Source organism: Rudaea sp., from assembly GCF_036383415.1.
Taxonomy (GTDB): domain Bacteria; phylum Pseudomonadota; class Gammaproteobacteria; order Xanthomonadales; family Rhodanobacteraceae; genus Rudaea.
The window spans coordinates 1-17,123 of the sequence record NZ_DASVOK010000363.1 but is presented as its reverse complement, the minus strand read 5'-3'; the positions used below and the strand labels follow the sequence as shown (position 1 = coordinate 17,123).

Sequence of the window (17,123 nt, the reverse complement as noted above, 5' to 3'; positions counted from 1 at the left end):
AAAAAAGCCCGGGCTAGCCGGGCTTGAGAGGACACATCAGGTGTCGATCAGAACTTGTAGTTGAAGTCCATGAACAGTTCGCGACCGACGTAGTCGGCGCCGGTGTTGGTATGGACGAACTCGAACCCGCCGGCGTAGTAGTCGATCGGCGCTACTTTGTCGAACAGGTTGTTGACCGTGAACGTCAGCTTCGCGTGTTCGTTGAGTTGATAACCGATCGAGGCGTTGTAGACGATCCACGGCGCGGTGTTGCCGTAGTGGAGCACGCAATTGCTGTCGCCGACCGAAGGTTGCGTGCCGTCCGACAGCGTTTCGCAACCGCCGTAGTTGTTGTGACGCACGCCACCGGTGCGTGTGCCGAGCAGGGTCGCGCTCCAGTCGTCGCGATGCCAGGCGACGGTCGCGCGCACCTTGCTCTTGGGATTGTTGTAGTTGTCGTTGACCAGCGGATCGCTGGCCAGCGTCTGCTGGTAGTGGCGCAGGTTGTCCGACCATTCGACGAGGAAATTGAAGTCGCCCCAGCGGTCGGTCTTCACGCGGTAGGAAACCGTGCCGTCGATGCCGCTCACGTACAGCTTGCTGCGGTTGATCGGGCCGGAATAGACGGCGACGATGTTGCCGTTGGCGTCACGATGCACATTGGCGATCACCAGTGAACAGTATTCCGAACCCAGCGGATGCGCGGTGTAGGGCGAGCCGTCGAAATTCTTGCCGGTTCGGCAGCCGCCCTCGTCCTTGAGCACGTCGTCGATGCCGATGTTGTCGATCGCGTTGTCGATGCCGAGATGCCAATAGTCGGCCGACACCGACAGGCCGTCGACCTTCGGAATGTCCCAGACGAAACCGTAGGTCCAGCCGTGACCTTCCTCGGGCAACAGATTTTTTCCGCCCGCGGTATAACCCTGGAAATACGTGTTGTGCTGGGTTTGCGCGCAGGTCGTGTCGCCGTGGATGGTGCAGTTGTAGTAGTCGGAATAGATGCCGACCTGCTGCACCGAAGGATTCTTGTAGATGTACTGCATGTCCGGCGCGTGGAAGTTCGTGCCGTAGGTGCCGCGCAGGAACAGGCCTTCGAACGGATGCCATTCGAGCTTGATGTTCCCGGTACGCGCGATGTTGGCGATGCTCGCGTCGTCGTACTTGTCGAGGCGCCCGGCCAGGCTCGCCGTGAACGTCGAATGCAGCGGAATCTTGAATTCCACGCCGCCCGAATAGCGCGTGCGCTCGCCGCCGCCGGTCGTGTAGTCCTGGAACGGGTCGCCGAAGTGCGTGTCGTTGCCGCGCGCGTCGGGATACAACTGGAAGCCCTGGTGGTTCGCTTCGACGACGGCGGCGAAACCGAGCGGGCCGGCCCACATGTCGAACAGGTCGCCGGTGACGGTGGCCTGCGCCTGGTTCATCCACGAGATCGAACGGTTCTCGCCCCATACGCCGAACGTCGCGTATTGCTGCGGCGTGATCGGATTCCAGAAACGGTTCGCGTCGAGTTGATAGACGGGATAGTCCGTGCCGTCGATCGTCTTCGTGCCCTGCTGCTGGCCGAAGAAGAAATCGAACATGCCCTGCTCGTTGAGGCCGGCGTAGGACTCGTGCACCCAGTACACCGAACGGCCGACGCTCGCATCCCAGCTGAAACGCCCGTCGAAAATCGTGCCCTTCAGGCCGCCGTGGATGTCCCAGTTCTGCTCGCGGTCGTAGGTGTTGCCCGTGCCGCCGATTTCGGTCTGGATGAACTGGCGGAAATAATTGTTGATGACCTGGCCGGTGGTCTTGTCATAGAAGCCGTTCGGCAGGCCGCCCATCGCATAGAGGAACGGCAGCTCGGTGTTGGAAATGCCGGTCGTGCGCCACAGGCCGACAGCGCCGTAGGCCTGCATGCCGTTCGGCAGATCATAGGAGCCGTAGATGTAGCCGCTCTTGTCGTCGCGTCCCGGCGTCAACACCCAGTCGCGGAAAAGCGCTTTCTGCGCGCAGTACAACCCCGAGCTGCCGACGCTGCCGTCATCGTTGTAGAACTTGTTGTCGCGCAGCGTGTAGTAATTGTGGAAGCCCGATTGCGTGCAGGCACCGCTCGGCGGCGAGATGTAGTTGCCGTCGCCGCCGGTGAGCGACATGGCCGGATACAGCGTCCAGCCGAAGGCGCGCGCGTTCTTGTTCCACGCGCCGTAGCCGGCATCGACTTCGGAATCGGTGTACGGGCGATCATGTCCCCACAGCGCGCTGCGGTGCTGCGCCTCGAAGTTGTACACGATGTGCCAGTTGTCGCCGCTATTGCCGCCGGTGAAATTGAAGTCGCCGTAGTTGCGGCCGCCGCGTTCGGCGCGGCCGACCTTGAAATCGAGGTTGTAGCCGTCGTACTGATGCTTGAGGATGATGTTGATCACGCCCGAGATCGCATCCGAGCCGTAGATCGCCGACGCGCCGGTGGCGAGGATCTCGACACGGTCGATCATGCCGGTCGGGATGTTGTTGAGGTTCTGGAAATTGCGGCTTGCCGCGGCAGGCTGCGGGTAATCATCGATGCGGCGGCCGTCGAGCAGGATCAGCGTGCGGTTCGCGCCGAGTCCGCGCAGGTCGGCCTGGCGCGCGTTGACCGTAGTGCTGCCCCAGCTCGGCGGTGTCTGGGTCGGGAACGACTGGGTCAGCGAGCCCACCAGCTCATAGACCGTGGTGAAACCCTGCCGCTTCATTTCGTCGCCGGTGATCACCGTCACCGGCGCGGGCCCTTCGGCCTCGCTGCGCGCGATGCGCGAACCGGTGACGACGACCCCCTCCAATTGAGTGGCCTTCTTGTCGTCGTTCTGGGTGCCCGACGATGTCTGTGACGCTCCGTTGTTCTGGGCATGAGCGCCCGCTGAGAGGAACAGGGCCAAGGCAATGCTGTTGACCAGGGTGTTGCGGATCAGCTTCGTATGCATTCTTTTCCCCAGATGCGCGAGTGATGGTTGATTCGGGTCAGTTAGTTGTAATTTAGATCGATCCAACGGAGGCGCAATGTACGCTCTTTTTCCCGTCCGCGCATGCCGCACTGCAGCATTATATATGAAACAGGAGTTCGCTGGCACAACTCGACGCCAAGTCACCCGGCTGCTTCGGCCCGCAACGTTACCGGGCCACGACCAGCGTCCGCTTGAGCGGAAGCTCGCGGCTCGATGCACCGACCATCAGGCGGTAGGCACCGGCTTCGACCGTCCAATGGCGGTCGCGGTCGAGCGTCTGGAGAACGCGCGGATCGACCAGGAATGCGAGCGTGCGTCGCTCGCCGCGCTTGAGGTGGATGCGCTGGAAGGCGCGCAACGCGAGCACGGGCTGGGCGAGGGGCAACTGCAATGGACGCATATACAGCTGCACGACTTCGTCGCCGTCGCGCGCGCCGGTATTCCGCACGGTGACGCGCAGTGTCGCCGACTCGCCGGGTTTGATCTGCGTCTTGTCCAGCACCGGGTTGGAGTAGGCGAACGTCGTATAGCTCAGCCCGTAGCCGAACGGAAACTGCGCTTCGCCGCTGAGATTGTCGTAGTCGTCGCCGCGCCCGCTCGGTTTGTGGTTGTAGACCAGCGGCAATTGCGCGGCGTCCAGCGGCCAGGTGATCGGCAGGCGGCCTGACGGGTTGGAATCGCCGAACAGCGTTTGCGCGACCGCGTCGCCACCGGCTTCGCCGGGATACCAGACCGCGAGAATTGCATCCGCCTCGTTCTCCCAGTGCTGCATCGTCACCGCGCTGCCGCCGACGAGAACGACGATCACCGGTTTCCCGGTGGCATGCATGGCATGGATCAGCGCTTCCTGGTCGCCAGGCAGGTCAAGGCTCGCGCGATCGCGGAATTCGCCTTCGTGGATGCCGGCGACGACGATGATCGCGTTCGCGTCGCGAGCAAGTTCGCGCGCCTGCGCCCGCCTCGCCTTGCCGTCGTCGCGCGCGTCGGCGTTCCACAGCAGGCGGATGCGACCACCGCCGCGCATTTCGCGGAACTCGACGACGATGAAATGGCGGTCGGCGCTGGTGAAGTCGACGTCGACGAGATCGCGATGGAACGATGCCTTGGTCCAGCGATCGATGACAAGCTTGCCGTCGAGATAAAGGCGGAAACCGTCGTTGCCTTCGAGACCGACGCGGTAGTGTCCCGCGGCCGGAGCGAGCAGTTCGCCGCGCCAGCGCACCGAATAGTTGTCTGCCACCGCCTTGGCATCGGGAGGCGCCAGCATCCAGTGGAAGTCGACATTGGAATCGACGCGCTGCGCCACCGGTGTGCCGGAAAGTTCGGAGGAATCGAAAACGGCGGCCTGCAGTCCGGGCGCGCCATCGTGACGCAGGTGCGTGGCGTCGATGGTCGCGCAGTCGTCCGTGTTGCGCGCGCTGCCCTGGGCGTAGAGGACCTTCGTCGCCTTGCCCGCACGCTGCTTCAAGCCATCGAGAATGCTGGTCGTGCCGATGCCCTTGCCGCTGTAGCCGCCGAGACGCGCCTCGGTGGCATCCTCGCCGAGGACGAGCAGGGTTTTCGGATTTGCGAACGGCAGCGCGCTATTGCGGTTCTTGAGCAGCACGAACGATTGCAGCGCCGCCTGCCGCGCCAGCTCGTGGTGCGCGCCATTCTGCAGCGGGCGGCGTGCCGCGGCTTCGTCGACATAGGGATGATCGAACAGACCCAGCTCGAATTTCGCCCGCAGCACGCGCGCGACGGCGTCGTCGATGCGCGACGCTGCGATCGAACCGTCGAGAAACGGCGGCATGAACAACTCCGCCTGTTCGACCTGGGTCTGGAAGATCACGTCGAGGCCGGCGCCGATCGCCATCGCCGTCGCCTGCGCGTAGTCGCGCGCGGTGTGGTGCAGCACGTTCGCGCCGCCGACGGCGCCGGCATCGGAGATGACGAAGCCGCGGAATTTCCAGTCGTCCTTCAGCGTCTGCGTGAGCAGCCACGCGTTCGCACTCGCCGGCGTGCCGTCGACGCTGTTGTACGCAGTCATCAGCGAGCGCGCATGCGCTTCGTCCACGGCTGCCTTGAACGGCGGGAAATGCACTTCGTCCAGCCAGTGCGCGCTCTTTTCGATCGGGTAGCTGTCGCGTCCGCCGTCGCCGACATTGGCGATGAAGTGCTTGGGCGTGGCAATGAGGTTTTCGTTTTCGATCGCCTGCATGAAGGCGCTGCCTAGCACCGTCGTCAGATACGGATCTTCGCCGTAGGTTTCCTCGACGCGGCCCCAGCGTACGTCGTCGGCGATGTTGACGACCGGCCCGAGCAGGTCGCGCAGGCCGCGCGCTTTCGCTTCGACGGCGATCGCCTTGCCAACCGTGGCTAGCAGCTTCGCATCGAAGCTCGCGGCGAGGCCGATCGCCTGCGGAAACGCGGTGGCGTCGTCGCGCACGAGGCCGTGCAATGCTTCGTCGAACGGCAGCATCGGAATGCCGAGCCGGGTTTCGTCGACGAAGTAGTGCTGCATGGCGTTGATCCGGCGCGCCAGCGATTCGGCGTTTTCGTGCGTGTCGTAGCTCAGCATCTGCTGCGCGGCACCGCCTTGTGCTTCGGCGCCGATCTGCAAGCCGAAGATGCCGTGACGGAATTGCGCGCGGTTCGCCGACGTGACCTCGCCCGGAACCATGAACAGCTGCCAGAACTTTTCTTCGGGCGTCATGCGCGCGAGCAGATCGGCGACGCGCGCTTCGGTCGGCGCGCTTGCATCTTTGTACAACGGTGGCGTTCCGCCTTGGTTCGAGTGCGCCGGCGAAGAGAGAATGGCGGCGAAAACGAGTGCGCGCAGTCGGACGCCTTGCGACCGGTTTCGCCCCCAAGGCAGCCGGCAGCTCATGTCGCTGGCGCCTTGCAGAATTTGTCGATGAAATCCTCGTGTGCAGGCATCGCATCTGCACAGTTCGCAACGACGCGGCGCACGCGTTCGACGAATTCGAGCAGTTCGTTCTCCGGCATGCGATCCACGATCGGATGGTAGCCGCGCGGCACGATGCGCTGGCCGAGCATCACCTGCACCCAGCTCGGCAGGGCGAAGAAATCTTCGCCGTTGCGAAGATAGCGGCCGTCGACGCGGAACATATCGACGGTTCCGCGCAAGGTATCCGGGATCGCCATCGTGCGGCAGAGATTCCAGAACGGCGTGTCGTCGCGTTCAGTCGCGCTGTAGTGGAGAACGAGGAAATCGCGGATGCGTTCGTGCTCGAACGTGGAATCCCGATTGAAGCGATCGGCGAGCATCGGCTCGAAATCGCGGTCGGGAAACAAAGTGAGCAGGCGCTGGATGCCCGACTGGACGAGATAGATGCTGGTCGACTCAAGCGGCTCCATGAAGCCGCCGGCCAGACCCAACGCAACGACGTTCTTGTTCCAGAACTTGCGCCGTCTTCCGGGCGTGAAACGCAGCGGTCGCGGCTCGGCCAGCGCACGTCCGTCGAGGTTCGCGAGCAGAGTTGCTGCCGCCTCGTCATCGCTCAGATGGCGGCTGGAATACACGTAACCATTGCCCACGCGATGCTGCAGCGGGATGCGCCATTGCCAGCCCGCCGCGCGTGCGGTGACGCGCGTGTACGGTGTCAGCGGCCCGGCGCTTTCACAGGCCACGGCCATTGCGCGGTCGCAGGGCAACCATTGGCTCCAGTCTTCGTAGCCGGTTTTCAGAGTCTGTTCGATCAGCAAGCCGCGGAAGCCGGAGCAATCGATGAACAGATCGCCTTCGATGCGTTCGCCGTTTTCCATCACAACTGCTTCGATGAATCCGTCGTCGGAGCGCTGGGCGACCTCGACGATCTTGCCTTCCGTGCGTTTCGTGCCGCGCAGCTCCGCCAGGCTGCGCAGATAGCGCGCATACAGGCCTGCATCGAACTGGTAGCCATAGGCGATGTCCGCCAACGGCGAGCCGGCCGGCGCATCGGCGGGGCTGATCATGAACTTGCCCAGCGGGGCCGCGGCGGTTGGCAACGAATAGGCGCCGATGTCCGCCGCGCGTCCGCTGAGGAACAGCTTCAGCCAGAACTGGTGGAAGGGCAGTGGCCCCAGCGAATGGCCGATGGTTCCGAATCCATGCACGTAGCTGTCGCCGATTCTCCCCCAGTCGTTGAACTGGATGCCGAGTTTGAAGGTGCCCTGCGTCCGCGCAACGAAGTCGGCTTCCGGGATGCCAAGCACCTGGGAATTGAAAGTCTTCATGTACGGGACGGTGGATTCACCCACGCCGACGATGCCGATTTCCTCGGACTCGATCAGGCGCACAGACACCGCCTTGTCGAGGTAGGTCGATAATGCCGCTGCCGTCATCCAGCCGGCGCTGCCACCGCCGACGACTACGACGCGAGTGATTCGATGATCGTTGTTGGTCACTGCTTTTCGTTCGTTGCCGGGCACGGTTGCGAATCATGCGCAAAGGAGCGCTCCACGCTCCGTGGCCGGAGTGTACAGATCAAATCTGCCGTGCGGGCATTGCGATGATGGAGCGCGCGCGAGCGGGCGCGTCGCTTGTCGTTGCCGGGAGTCCAAAAAAAACCCCCTCGTGCCGCCGGGCACGAGGGGTGAGAGGAACTTCAGAACTTGTATGTTGCGCCGAAGTACAGAATGCGGCCGGAGTAGTTGCTCGAATAGAAGCGAGCATCGGTGTCGTTGCCAAGATGCGACTTCTGTTCCTGCTTGGTCGCGTTCAACACGGAGCCCGTCAGCGTCAACCGGTCGCTATAGTTGTAGGCAGCATTCAGATCGAGCTGGTTGTACGGATTGTCGTAGATGAGCAGGCCGGTCTGGCCTCCGCCGTCGATACCTTCGACCACCTTGCCGCGATGGTTGAACGAAGCGCGCAGCAGCCACTGATTGGTTTCATAGAACACGGTGAAATTGGCCTGGTTCTTCGCACTGCCGACCAGCGGCGACTTGGCGATCTCCGTGCCGTTGAGGACGATCGAGGCCTCGTTGGTCTTGTTGTAGGTGTAATTCACCTGGAAGCCGAGACCGAAATCGAGCGTGTGCTGTGCGTACAGTTCCAGGCCAGTCGAAGTGCCGTTGCGGCCGCCGGCGGTGGTCGAAAAGCCCTGGACGGTAACGCTGTTGCCACCGATGGTCATCTGCTGGTTGAGCGCAACCGGCACGGCGAAGTTGCTGACGTTCTTGCGGAACACGTCCGCACCGAGCACCGAACCCGGATGGAAGTACCATTCCAGGGCGACGTCGAACTGGTTCGCCTTGTACGGCTCCAGGAACTTGTTGCTGCCGCTGCCGGTCCAGCCCGGGGTGCCACCGCCGCCGATCAACTGATGGTCCTGGTAGTACTGCTGCGCGACATAGTTGAGGCTGCCGGGGGAAGCGATATCGGCGTAGGCCGGTCGCGAAACCGCCTTGGAAGCGGCGCCGCGCAGCAACAGGTCGTCGGTCAGGTTGTAGGCGAAGTTGGCGCTCGGCAGGACATCGGTGTACGTGCGGTCCACCGTGCTGAGCACCCACGTCTGTTTTTCCTGCTGGCTGGCGGGCAGCTCCAGGTAGCCGCCTTGGCAGGTGTAACCTGTACCGTAGCCCGGGGGCACCACGTCTCCCGGCAGACAGTTGACCACATTGCCGTTGGTGTCGTGCTGAAAGTAGGCCAGATACTCGTGGACGGAGTCGGTCGAATCGGCATGCTGCTCGGTGCGCACCACTCGCACGCCGACGTTGCCGCGGAACCTGTCGGTCTTGAAGTTGGCCTGGAAGTAGGTCGACCAGATCTTCTCGTCGACGTTGTAGACGAAGTTGTCCTCGGGATGGTTGTGAGAGCCGCCGAAGGTCTTGTTCAGATAGTTGAGAACGGCCGGGAAGTTGATCGCCGGGAAGCTGCTGGCAGTGAAACCACCGGGGATGTTGCTGATCGGCGACGACTCTATGAACGACGCGGAGTAGGTGATGTCGTTCGGGCAGACATTGTAGTAATTCGTCGGGTCGCTATGCGGGCAATTCCAATAGTAGTTGCCGGTATTGCGATGCACACCGCCGTCGCGATACTTCGCACCGAACTGGAGCGAGTCCAGCCAGCCGTTGTCGACATGCTTGGTGAAATCAGCCTGGGCGAAGTTCTGGTAGTTGCTGTTGCGGGTATAGGACGACGAGCTCGAACCGGAGTCGAACTGACCGACGCCGTTCAGCAGGTTCTGCATGAGGTTCGACGAGAACGTCATTGACGGCGTGCCGGTCAGGCTCCACGCGCTGTAGGTATTGCCGTTCGTATAGGTACCGTCGGCGTTTTGGAGACGTGGCTTGAACTGTATTTTGAAATCCTGCGATGGGCCGCCACTGGCCCAGGTACGGCCACCCTTGAAATCGGCGTCGATGAAGTCGCTGTGCCATTCGGCCTCAAGGTTGATAGTCTGCGACAAGGCCTTTTCGACGTGGTATTCGCCAGTGATCGCCGGCGTCGGCATGGCACAGTCGTCCGAACCCCAGCCACCGTGTTGATACCCGAGGCTGGCAGCCTGGGATTCATTGCAGGGGTAGATCTTGCCCGGAAGCATCTGAAACTGCGCGCCAGTGACGATCGTGCCGCTCGGATCGAAGTTCAGCCCGGTGAGATGCCGGCCGCTCGGCCAGTTGCCATCCCCCGGATATTGGGCGAAGTTCCATTCCGGGACCTTCAGCATGTTGAGGACATAGTTGTCCTGCAATTGGAAGCGGAAGTAGTTGCCGGTCAGTGTGAGGTTGTCCGTCGGCTTGAATTGAGCGGTCAACTGCCCGCCCTTGCGTTCGCGCGTCTCGTCCTTGATGCCGAAATCGACCGACTGCGGCCTCATGAAGTTCGAATAATTGTGACCGCTCTGGTCGTTGTAGCCGTAACCCGCGTTGCCGTTGACCGTCGTGGCGCCTTCGCCCCACCACGTATTGGAATTGGCGAGCGAATGACCGTTCACGTCGGTCGCACCATGGCTGCCGAACCACTGCCACGATTCGGTGCTGACCTGCATGCTGCGGGTTTCGCGCTTCTGGAAAGTCAGCCCGGCCAGGACGCCGAAACGGTCGTCATCGCTATGCCAGGAATACATTCCCGAAAACTGCGGATCGACCTGTTTCGTGGTGTTGGCCCAAGTTCCTTCGATGGAACCGAAACCGCTGCCGGAGGGCAGGTCCAGCGGGCGGCGTGTATGCAGGATCACGGTACCGCCGATGCCGCCTTCGTCGAGGCGCGCTTCCTGCGTCTTGAACAGCTCGGCGCTACCCAGCATGTTCGCCGGCAGCAGGGTGTAGTTGAATGAGCGAGTGGGGTCGCCGTTGGATTCCGCTGTCGCGACGTAGTTGCCGTTCAGCTCGGTGAGGGTGAGGTCCGAGTTCAGGCCGCGCACGCTGACGTTTTTGCCTTCACCGCCGTCGCGGCTGACGATCACGCCAGGCACGCGCGCCAGCGCGTCGGCGACGTTCTTGTCCGGGAACTTGCTGATGTCTTCGGCAGTGATGACCTCGACGATGTCGTTGGCGTCACGCTTCTGATCGAGACTCTTCTCGATCGAGTAGCGGTAACCGGTGACCGTGATTGTTCCCAGGTCGGCACTGTCTTTGTTGGTGCTGTCCTTGGACGAATCGGGTTTTGCCGGAGCCGTCTGCGCATCGGCGGTGGCGGCTGCCTGCTGCGCGAAGGCGCGCGTCGGCAACGTTACGGTGGCAGTCAGCGCGATGGCAATCGCGATGGACAATGAATTCCGGACAGGCGTGTGCAGCATCTTGTTCCTCCCTCTCGCTTGTTTCGTTCTGGTTGGCGGCCGCCGTCGTTCGACATCCGGCGGTGAAGATTTAGATCGATCTATATTCGACTCGAAGTGCCTGCGTGGTTTTATCGTGATTGCGTAACGGATATCCCGGATGACAACCGCACGATGCGCGCGGCGGCTCTCATGCATCCCATACAGCCGCTACCAAACACCCCGATGGCCGGCCATAAACAGTCGCTTTAGATCGATCTAAATTATCGATTGCAAAGCTACATCAGTTGCCAATTCATTGCACGACGCATTGCAATATTACGTTGAAACGATGTTCCACTCGTGCAACTACTGCGCATATATCTGCAGGAGGCCGCGCGTTACGCAAGGTTGTGCAGCACTTCGTAGCACGCGCCCATCGTGTGATAGTCGGTTTTGCCCGCGGGGCTCTTTTCGTCGCTGTACTTGCGATTGTCTGCATCGAGGATGCGATACCACGCGCCGTAGCGATGATCGACCATGTGTTGCCACGAGTAGGCCCAGAGCCTGTCATACCAGGTCCAGTATTTTTCTTCGCCGGTGCGGCGCGCGAGCAGTGCGGCCGCGGCGAGCGATTCGGCCTGTACCCAAAAATACTTGTCGTCATCAACAGTCGTATACGCGGATCCTTCCGCAAGAACCCGGTCATCCCTGGCCGGACTTTTCAATAAGTAGTCCGGAGCAAACCCGTAGACCATGCCGCCGCGCGCTTCGTCCCATGAATGCGTCAGCGCCGTGTCGAACAAATGCCTGGCGGTCGGCACGAGCCAATCGATCGGGCGATGGCGATCGATGATGAGCAGCAGCTTGGCCCATTCGGTCTGATGGCCCGGCTGGAAACCCCACGGGCGGAACAGGTGTTTGGGATCGTCCTTGTGATAATCCCAGTCGATGCGCCATTGCGTATCGTAGTGCTCCCAGACGAGGCCGTTGGCGAGTTTCGCCTGGCGTCGCGTCATGTGGTCGGCGAGCGTCAGTGCGCGGTCGAGATACCGCACCTCGTTCGTCGCCTCGTAGGCGGCGAGCATCGCCTCGCACATGTGCATGTTCGCGTTCTGGCCGCGATAGTCGGAAAAATTCCACTGCGCATCGGCTTCGTCGCGATAGAGGCCGAAGGCTTCGTCCCAGAAATGTTTTTCGAGCAGGTTCCAGGTCTCATCCATCCATGCGCGCGTTTCGGCGATGCCGGCCTTGCATGCGGTCGCGTAGGCGAGCAGGACGAAGGCGAGGCCATAGCAGTGGTTGGTACGGTCTTCGGGCCTGCCGTCGCGGATCGTCCACGCGTAGCCGCCCGTGTGCGCGTCGCGATGCACCTCGCGCAGATAGCGCAATCCGTGCAGCGCGGCGTCGCGGTATTCCGTATTGCCGAACTCGCGCAACGCCATTGCGTAGTTGAAGACGAAGCGCGTGCTCGACACCAGGTGCCGGTGCGAGCGATCGTAGATCGTGCCGTCGTCCTTGAAGTAGTGAAAGAAGCCGCCGGCCGGATCGATGCAGCGCGGATGATAGAACGCCATCGTCTGGTGGATATGCGCGAGCAGGAATTCTGCGCTGCGGAAATTCGGTGGGCTGGGCAGATTCATGTCAGAGGGCGTTGCCGTTGAGCAGGGCTAGGGTCTGGGCGAGGTCGGGCATGGCGGCGAACGCACCATGACGTGTGACGGCGAGCGCGCCGACCGCGGCGGCGAAGCGCAGCGACTGTTCGAGCGCTCGCGTATCGTGCAGGAAAGCGGAGAGTCCGGCGGCATCGACGTCGCGGCGCGCGAGATCGAACAGCAGGCCGCCGACGAAGGCGTCACCGGCGGCGGTCGTGTCGATCGCGCGCACATGGAAGCTCGGCACGCTGCCGCGACCGGCGCGCGTGAACCAGCGCACCGGCGCGTCGCCATCGGTGACGAGTACGAGCTGCGCGCGACCTTGCCAAGTGCGGTCGAGTACGGCTTGTTCCTTTTCACCGTGCAAAGGCGCGGCGAGAAATTCGAGTTCGCTGCGCGCAAGTTTGATCACGTCGGCCTCGGCCAGCGCGGCCCACAGACGCGGATGCGGATCGACGCGCACATTCCACAGCGCTGGCCGCCAGTTGAGGTCGCAGCTGACGATCGCGCCCGCAGCGCGCGCGAGTTGCATGCCCTGCACGGTCGCCTCGGCGATTTCGCTTTCGGTCAAACTGTTCGAACAGACGTGGAAACTGGCGAGGTCAGCGAAGCAGGCATCGTGGAAATGCTCACGCCGAAATAGCAGGTCGGCGGCGGGCGGTCGGTAGAAATTGAAATGGCGCTCGCCGCGTTCGTCGAGCGCGACGAAGGCGAGCGCGGTGTTGGCCGCGTCGGTGCGCGCGATGTGGTCGGTGCCGACGCCGGCGTGGTGCAGGCTGTCGACGAGGAAATCGCCGAACATGTCGCGGCCGAACATGCCGACGAACTGTGCGTTTCCGCCGAGGCGCGCGACCGCCACCGCGACGTTGGCCGGCGCGCCGCCGGCGAATTGGTGGAACGCGCGCGGCGCATCGGCACCGTCGGCGGGCTTGGCGAGAAAATCGATCAGGGCCTCGCCGAAGCAGGCGATGCGTGTGCGTCGTGGGGTCATGTACGTGTCGGTGGGGGAGTGCTTTCGCGCACTTGCAGTTGCGCGGGCGCGGTGGTCTGGCGGGATTTGATCTGCGCGGTACCGAGCTGGGCGAGCAGCAGTTGCGCCGCCTGGCGCCCGCGCTCGCGTGGCTGCGTGGCGATCGTGGTCAGTGGCGGCGAGGCGAGTGCGGCCTCGGGAATATCGTCGAAGCCGGTCAGGGCGAAATCGCGGCCCGGGCGCATACCTCGCGCGGCGAGACCGAGCATCAGTCCGAGCGCGACCGCGTCGTTGTAGCAGACCGCTGCGGTCGGATGGTCCTTGCCCGCGAACAGGGCGGGAGTGTTCGCTGCCGAGTCGATGCGACTCGGCGCGGTTTCGATCATCCACTCCTTGCGCACGCGCAGGCCGGCCGCACGCAGTGCCTTCTCGTAGCCCGCGCGGCGCTGGCGGCACGAGCTCGAGTCGGCATGGCCGCCGTAGAACGCGATGTGGCGGTGGCCGCGCTCGATCAGATGCGCGGTGGCCATTTCCGCGCCGCGCGCGTTATCGAGGGCGAGGAAATTCCAGTCGCCACCTTCGAGCTTGCGGTTGAACACGAGTACCGGCAGATGCGTGCCGAGCACCTGACGCAGTTGCTCCGCGTCGCTGTGCTCGGCGGGCGAGAGGATCAGGCCGGCGGGCGTATGCTCCATGAGAGAGGCGAGCACGGCCTGCTGGCGCTGCGGCGATTCGCCGGTGTTGCCGAGCAGGGTGACGTAACCCCTCGTGCCGAGCGCCTCATCGACGCCAGTGGCGAATTCGGCGAAGAACGGGTTCGACAGGTCGTTGATCACGAGCGCGATCGCGCTCGAGGTGCGCCGACGCAAGTTTGCCGCGCCGCGGTTGTAGACGTAATTCTGTTTCTTCAATTCCGCCTGCACGCGTGCGCGCGTGTCCGGGTGCACGAGCGGGCTCTCGCGCAGCACGAGCGAAACGGTCGCGCGCGATACGCCCGCGCCGGCGGCGATGTCGCTGACCGTAGGCGTGCGTTGCGCGACGCGGGCTTTGCTAGCGGCTTTCTTCATGTCCTGTTTCCCCTGGTCAGGTGTCTCCGCATCAATGTGCCGCGGCGCCTGGACACGCTGCCGGCGGCAGATCGGCGGGATGCGTGCCCCAGGCTGGCGTCTTGCCGGTCAGCGCATAGCGGATCGTCGCGCCGCGACGCAGCGTATCCCAGTCGGTGAAGACTTTCGCCTGCGCCCGGTCGTTGATCTGCGCAGCCTCGATGTATTGCAGCTTGCTGCCATCCGCGCCGGGTGCGTCGATCGTCAGCGTCTTGCCGCCGTCGAGATCGATCTCGACGTGCTCGAAGCGTGGCGTGTGCAGCAGCAGATGGCCCGTGCCCGGCATGCCAGGATAAAGGCCGAGCGCGCTGAACAGATACCACGCCGACATCGTGCCGAGGTCGTCGTTGCCGGTGACGCCGTTCGGCCCGTCGGTGAACAGCGACTGCGCCGCGCGCAGCACGACCGCGGTCTTCCATGGCGCGCCGGTCAGCGTGTACATCCAAGGGCTGTGCAGGTCGGGCTCGTTGTTCGGGTTGTAGCGGAACTGGTTGTAATAGTCGTAGGCGCCCATGACCCATTCCTTGCGCGCGGCATGCAGCGGATCGGCAAGCAGCTTGTCGAGAGCGAAGAAGACGTCCAGACGTTTATGCGCCTGTTCGGCGCCGCCCATCGCCTTGACCAGCGAAGGCACATCCTGCTGTTCGAGCCACTGATACTGCCAGGCAGTGCCTTCGTGGAATCCGTCTTCGCTGGCGGGTGAATAGGGTTTGTCCTTCGGCGAGAACCAATTGCCGTCCAGCGTCTTTGGCCGCGGGAAGCCCTTGAAGCCGCCGTGTTCGTTGTCGACGATCGAGGCGTCCCAGAGGTTTTTCCAGTTGCCGCTGCGCGCCGACCAGCGCTGCGCATCGGCCTTCTCGCCGAGGCCGTGCGCCATCAGCGCGAGCGAGCAATCGGCCTGCGCATATTCGAACGTGGCCGAGGCGGCGTGCTCCTGGTCGACGTCCATCGCCTTCTTTTTGCTCGACGACTTTTCGTATTCGATGAAACCCTTGGCGATGTAGTTGGCGTTGCCCGCGCGGCCTTCCTCGCGCCATGACCTTGGCGGCACGCTATCGGCATTGCGCTTGAGTGCGGCGTAGGCGCGCCTTGCCTCGTCGCCCGACAGCGCGCCGTACTTCCACGCGTCGGCGAGGAACGGCGTGACCGGATCGCCGGTCATCGTATTCGTCTCGTAGTTCGCGTAGCCCCAACGCGGCAGCCAGCCCCCCTGTTCGGCGATCGTGACGACGGTGCGGGCGATATCGCCCGCACGCTGCGGGCGCAGGATCGCGAGCATCTGGTTCTGCGCGCGGTAGGTGTCCCAGAGCGAGAAGTATTCGTAGTAGGTCCAGCCGTCGGCCTTGTGGATCGCATCGTCCCAGCCGCGATAGCGGCCGTCGGCATCGCTGCCGGTCAGCGGCTGCAGCAGGGTGTGGTAGAGCGAGGTGGTGAAGACGACACGGTCTTCCACGGTACCGCCGCGCACGCGCACGCTGCCCAGCTCCTTGCGCCAGGCATCCTGTGCGCGTTGTCGGATCGCATCGAAGCCGAGAGGCTTGCCGTCGACATAGCCTTCGCTGCGCAGATTGTTGCGCGCGCCGTCGGCGTCGACATGCGAGACCGCGCTGACGATGGTCACTTCGCGCGAGTCCTTGGTGTCGAAGTCGAACCAGGCGCCGTTCGGCGCTTCGGCCGCGCTCGATTCCTTCGATCCGGGCGTGCCCATGAGTTTGTTCCAGGTGCCATGTGCCTTGAACGGTCGATCGAATTCGAGGCGGAACCAGGTCGTGTACGCGCTGCCGCCGCAGAAGCCGATGACTTCGAGCGAGCCTTCGACGCTGTGGTCGTCGACAATGTGGATGTTGCTGTGGATCACGCGGTGACGCACCGTCGCCTGGCCGAGATTGACCAGTACATGCGCCTGCGCGCCTTGGGCGAAGGTATAGCGCTCGGCGCCGACGCGCGTGAGCGCGGTCGTTTCCGCATCGATGCCGCCACCGTGTTGATTTGAATCAGCCGTCAGGCGCACCTTGTAGTAGCCGGGCTTGCCGATTTCGCCCTGATGATCGAACGCAGCGGCATAGCGTGTCTGGTCGAAGGCTTCGGGATTGCCCGTATCAAATGTGGATTTCGCGTCGGCGCCGATCGTGCCTGTCACCGGCAACACCGAAACAAGGCCGCCTTGCTCGAAGCATCCCGCACCGGACAGGAAGAAGTGTCCGAAGCCGCGAATCTTCTTGTCGGTGTACTGCCAGCCCGCGTAGTGGGAGCCGATCGGGCTGACCTGGATCATGCCGAACGGCGCGGATGCACCGGGGAACGTGTTGCCTTCGTCCTGCGTACCAATGACGGTGTTGACCGCATCGATCGGATCAGCGCCCGCCGCATCGGCGGCGAGCGCGGGCAGCGCGAACGCACCTGCGAGCATCGATGCAAAAAATATGCTTGTTCTTTTCATCACGATCCCAGGGTGAAATTTCCCTGACCAGCTTTTGCTGAGTGCCATCGATCAACTCCCGCGCAACGCCGCGACGAGCGCGCGTACTCGCGTGACATCGGTCTGCACGAAATCCGGTTCCAGTCCGGGCAAGTCCTCGCGACGCAGGCGCATGCCCGAGCGGCGCATGGCGCCAGCCGAGGAATGGCACTCGGTCACGCCCGTGCGCGCGACGAGTTCGAGCACGTTGTCGGCATTGACGCCGCCGCCGGCCATGATCGCAATGCGCCCGTTCGCTTGGCGCACGTGGCGCGCGATCGCCTCGGCGCCCTGCGCCGCGCTCGCC

At 63.3% G+C, this 17,123-nt stretch carries 9 protein-coding genes; all 9 read right to left on the bottom strand.

The genetic code is table 11. The features are described 5' to 3' along the window. Positions 1–47 precede the first annotated feature (47 nt). Positions 48–2,918, bottom strand: coding sequence for a TonB-dependent receptor domain-containing protein (locus VF497_RS13465; RefSeq protein WP_330889540.1), 2,871 nt, complete (start codon positions 2,916–2,918; stop codon positions 48–50). A gap of 187 nt (positions 2,919–3,105) precedes the next feature. Next, a complete protein-coding gene (locus VF497_RS13460) occupies positions 3,106–5,691 on the bottom strand; it encodes a beta-glucosidase (protein ID WP_330889538.1) in 2,586 nt (861 codons plus the stop codon). A gap of 113 nt (positions 5,692–5,804) precedes the next feature. Next, positions 5,805–7,328 carry a tryptophan halogenase family protein gene (locus VF497_RS13455; RefSeq protein WP_330889536.1) on the bottom strand — a complete coding sequence of 508 codons (1,524 nt, stop codon included), beginning with the start codon at positions 7,326–7,328 and terminating at the stop codon, positions 5,805–5,807. A gap of 200 nt (positions 7,329–7,528) precedes the next feature. Further along, positions 7,529–10,669: a TonB-dependent receptor gene (locus VF497_RS13450; protein WP_330889534.1), complete on the bottom strand. Its 3,141-nt coding sequence runs from the start codon at positions 10,667–10,669 to the stop codon at positions 7,529–7,531. Between the two features lie 359 nt (positions 10,670–11,028). Next, positions 11,029–12,270, bottom strand: coding sequence for an AGE family epimerase/isomerase (locus VF497_RS13445; RefSeq protein ID WP_330889532.1), 1,242 nt, complete (start codon positions 12,268–12,270; stop codon positions 11,029–11,031). A 1-nt stretch (position 12,271) separates the two neighbouring features. Further along, positions 12,272–13,273, bottom strand: a complete 1,002-nt coding sequence (locus VF497_RS13440) for a carbohydrate kinase (RefSeq protein WP_330889530.1) — start codon at positions 13,271–13,273, stop codon at positions 12,272–12,274. Next, on the bottom strand, positions 13,270–14,319 hold the full coding sequence (locus VF497_RS13435) for a LacI family DNA-binding transcriptional regulator (protein ID WP_330889528.1): 1,050 nt from the start codon (positions 14,317–14,319) through the stop codon (positions 13,270–13,272). The genes VF497_RS13440 and VF497_RS13435 overlap by 4 nt, the downstream gene beginning before the upstream one ends. A gap of 31 nt (positions 14,320–14,350) precedes the next feature. Next, positions 14,351–16,768, bottom strand: a complete 2,418-nt coding sequence (locus tag VF497_RS13430; RefSeq protein ID WP_414706906.1) for a GH92 family glycosyl hydrolase — start codon at positions 16,766–16,768, stop codon at positions 14,351–14,353. Between the two features lie 81 nt (positions 16,769–16,849). After that, a partial coding sequence (locus VF497_RS13425; protein WP_330889524.1) for a copper homeostasis protein CutC occupies positions 16,850–17,123 on the bottom strand: 274 nt, incomplete at its 5' end.

Coding starts and splice junctions, on each gene's coding strand:
- VF497_RS13465 (WP_330889540.1), bottom strand. CDS start 2,918: ATGCATACGAAGCTGATCCGCAACACCCTGGTCAACAGCATTGCCTTG.
- VF497_RS13450 (WP_330889534.1), bottom strand. CDS start 10,669: ATGCTGCACACGCCTGTCCGGAATTCATTGTCCATCGCGATTGCCATC.
- VF497_RS13445 (WP_330889532.1), bottom strand. CDS start 12,270: ATGAATCTGCCCAGCCCACCGAATTTCCGCAGCGCAGAATTCCTGCTC.
- VF497_RS13440 (WP_330889530.1), bottom strand. CDS start 13,273: ATGACCCCACGACGCACACGCATCGCCTGCTTCGGCGAGGCCCTGATC.
- VF497_RS13435 (WP_330889528.1), bottom strand. CDS start 14,319: ATGAAGAAAGCCGCTAGCAAAGCCCGCGTCGCGCAACGCACGCCTACG.
- VF497_RS13430 (WP_414706906.1), bottom strand. CDS start 16,768: ATGCTCGCAGGTGCGTTCGCGCTGCCCGCGCTCGCCGCCGATGCGGCG.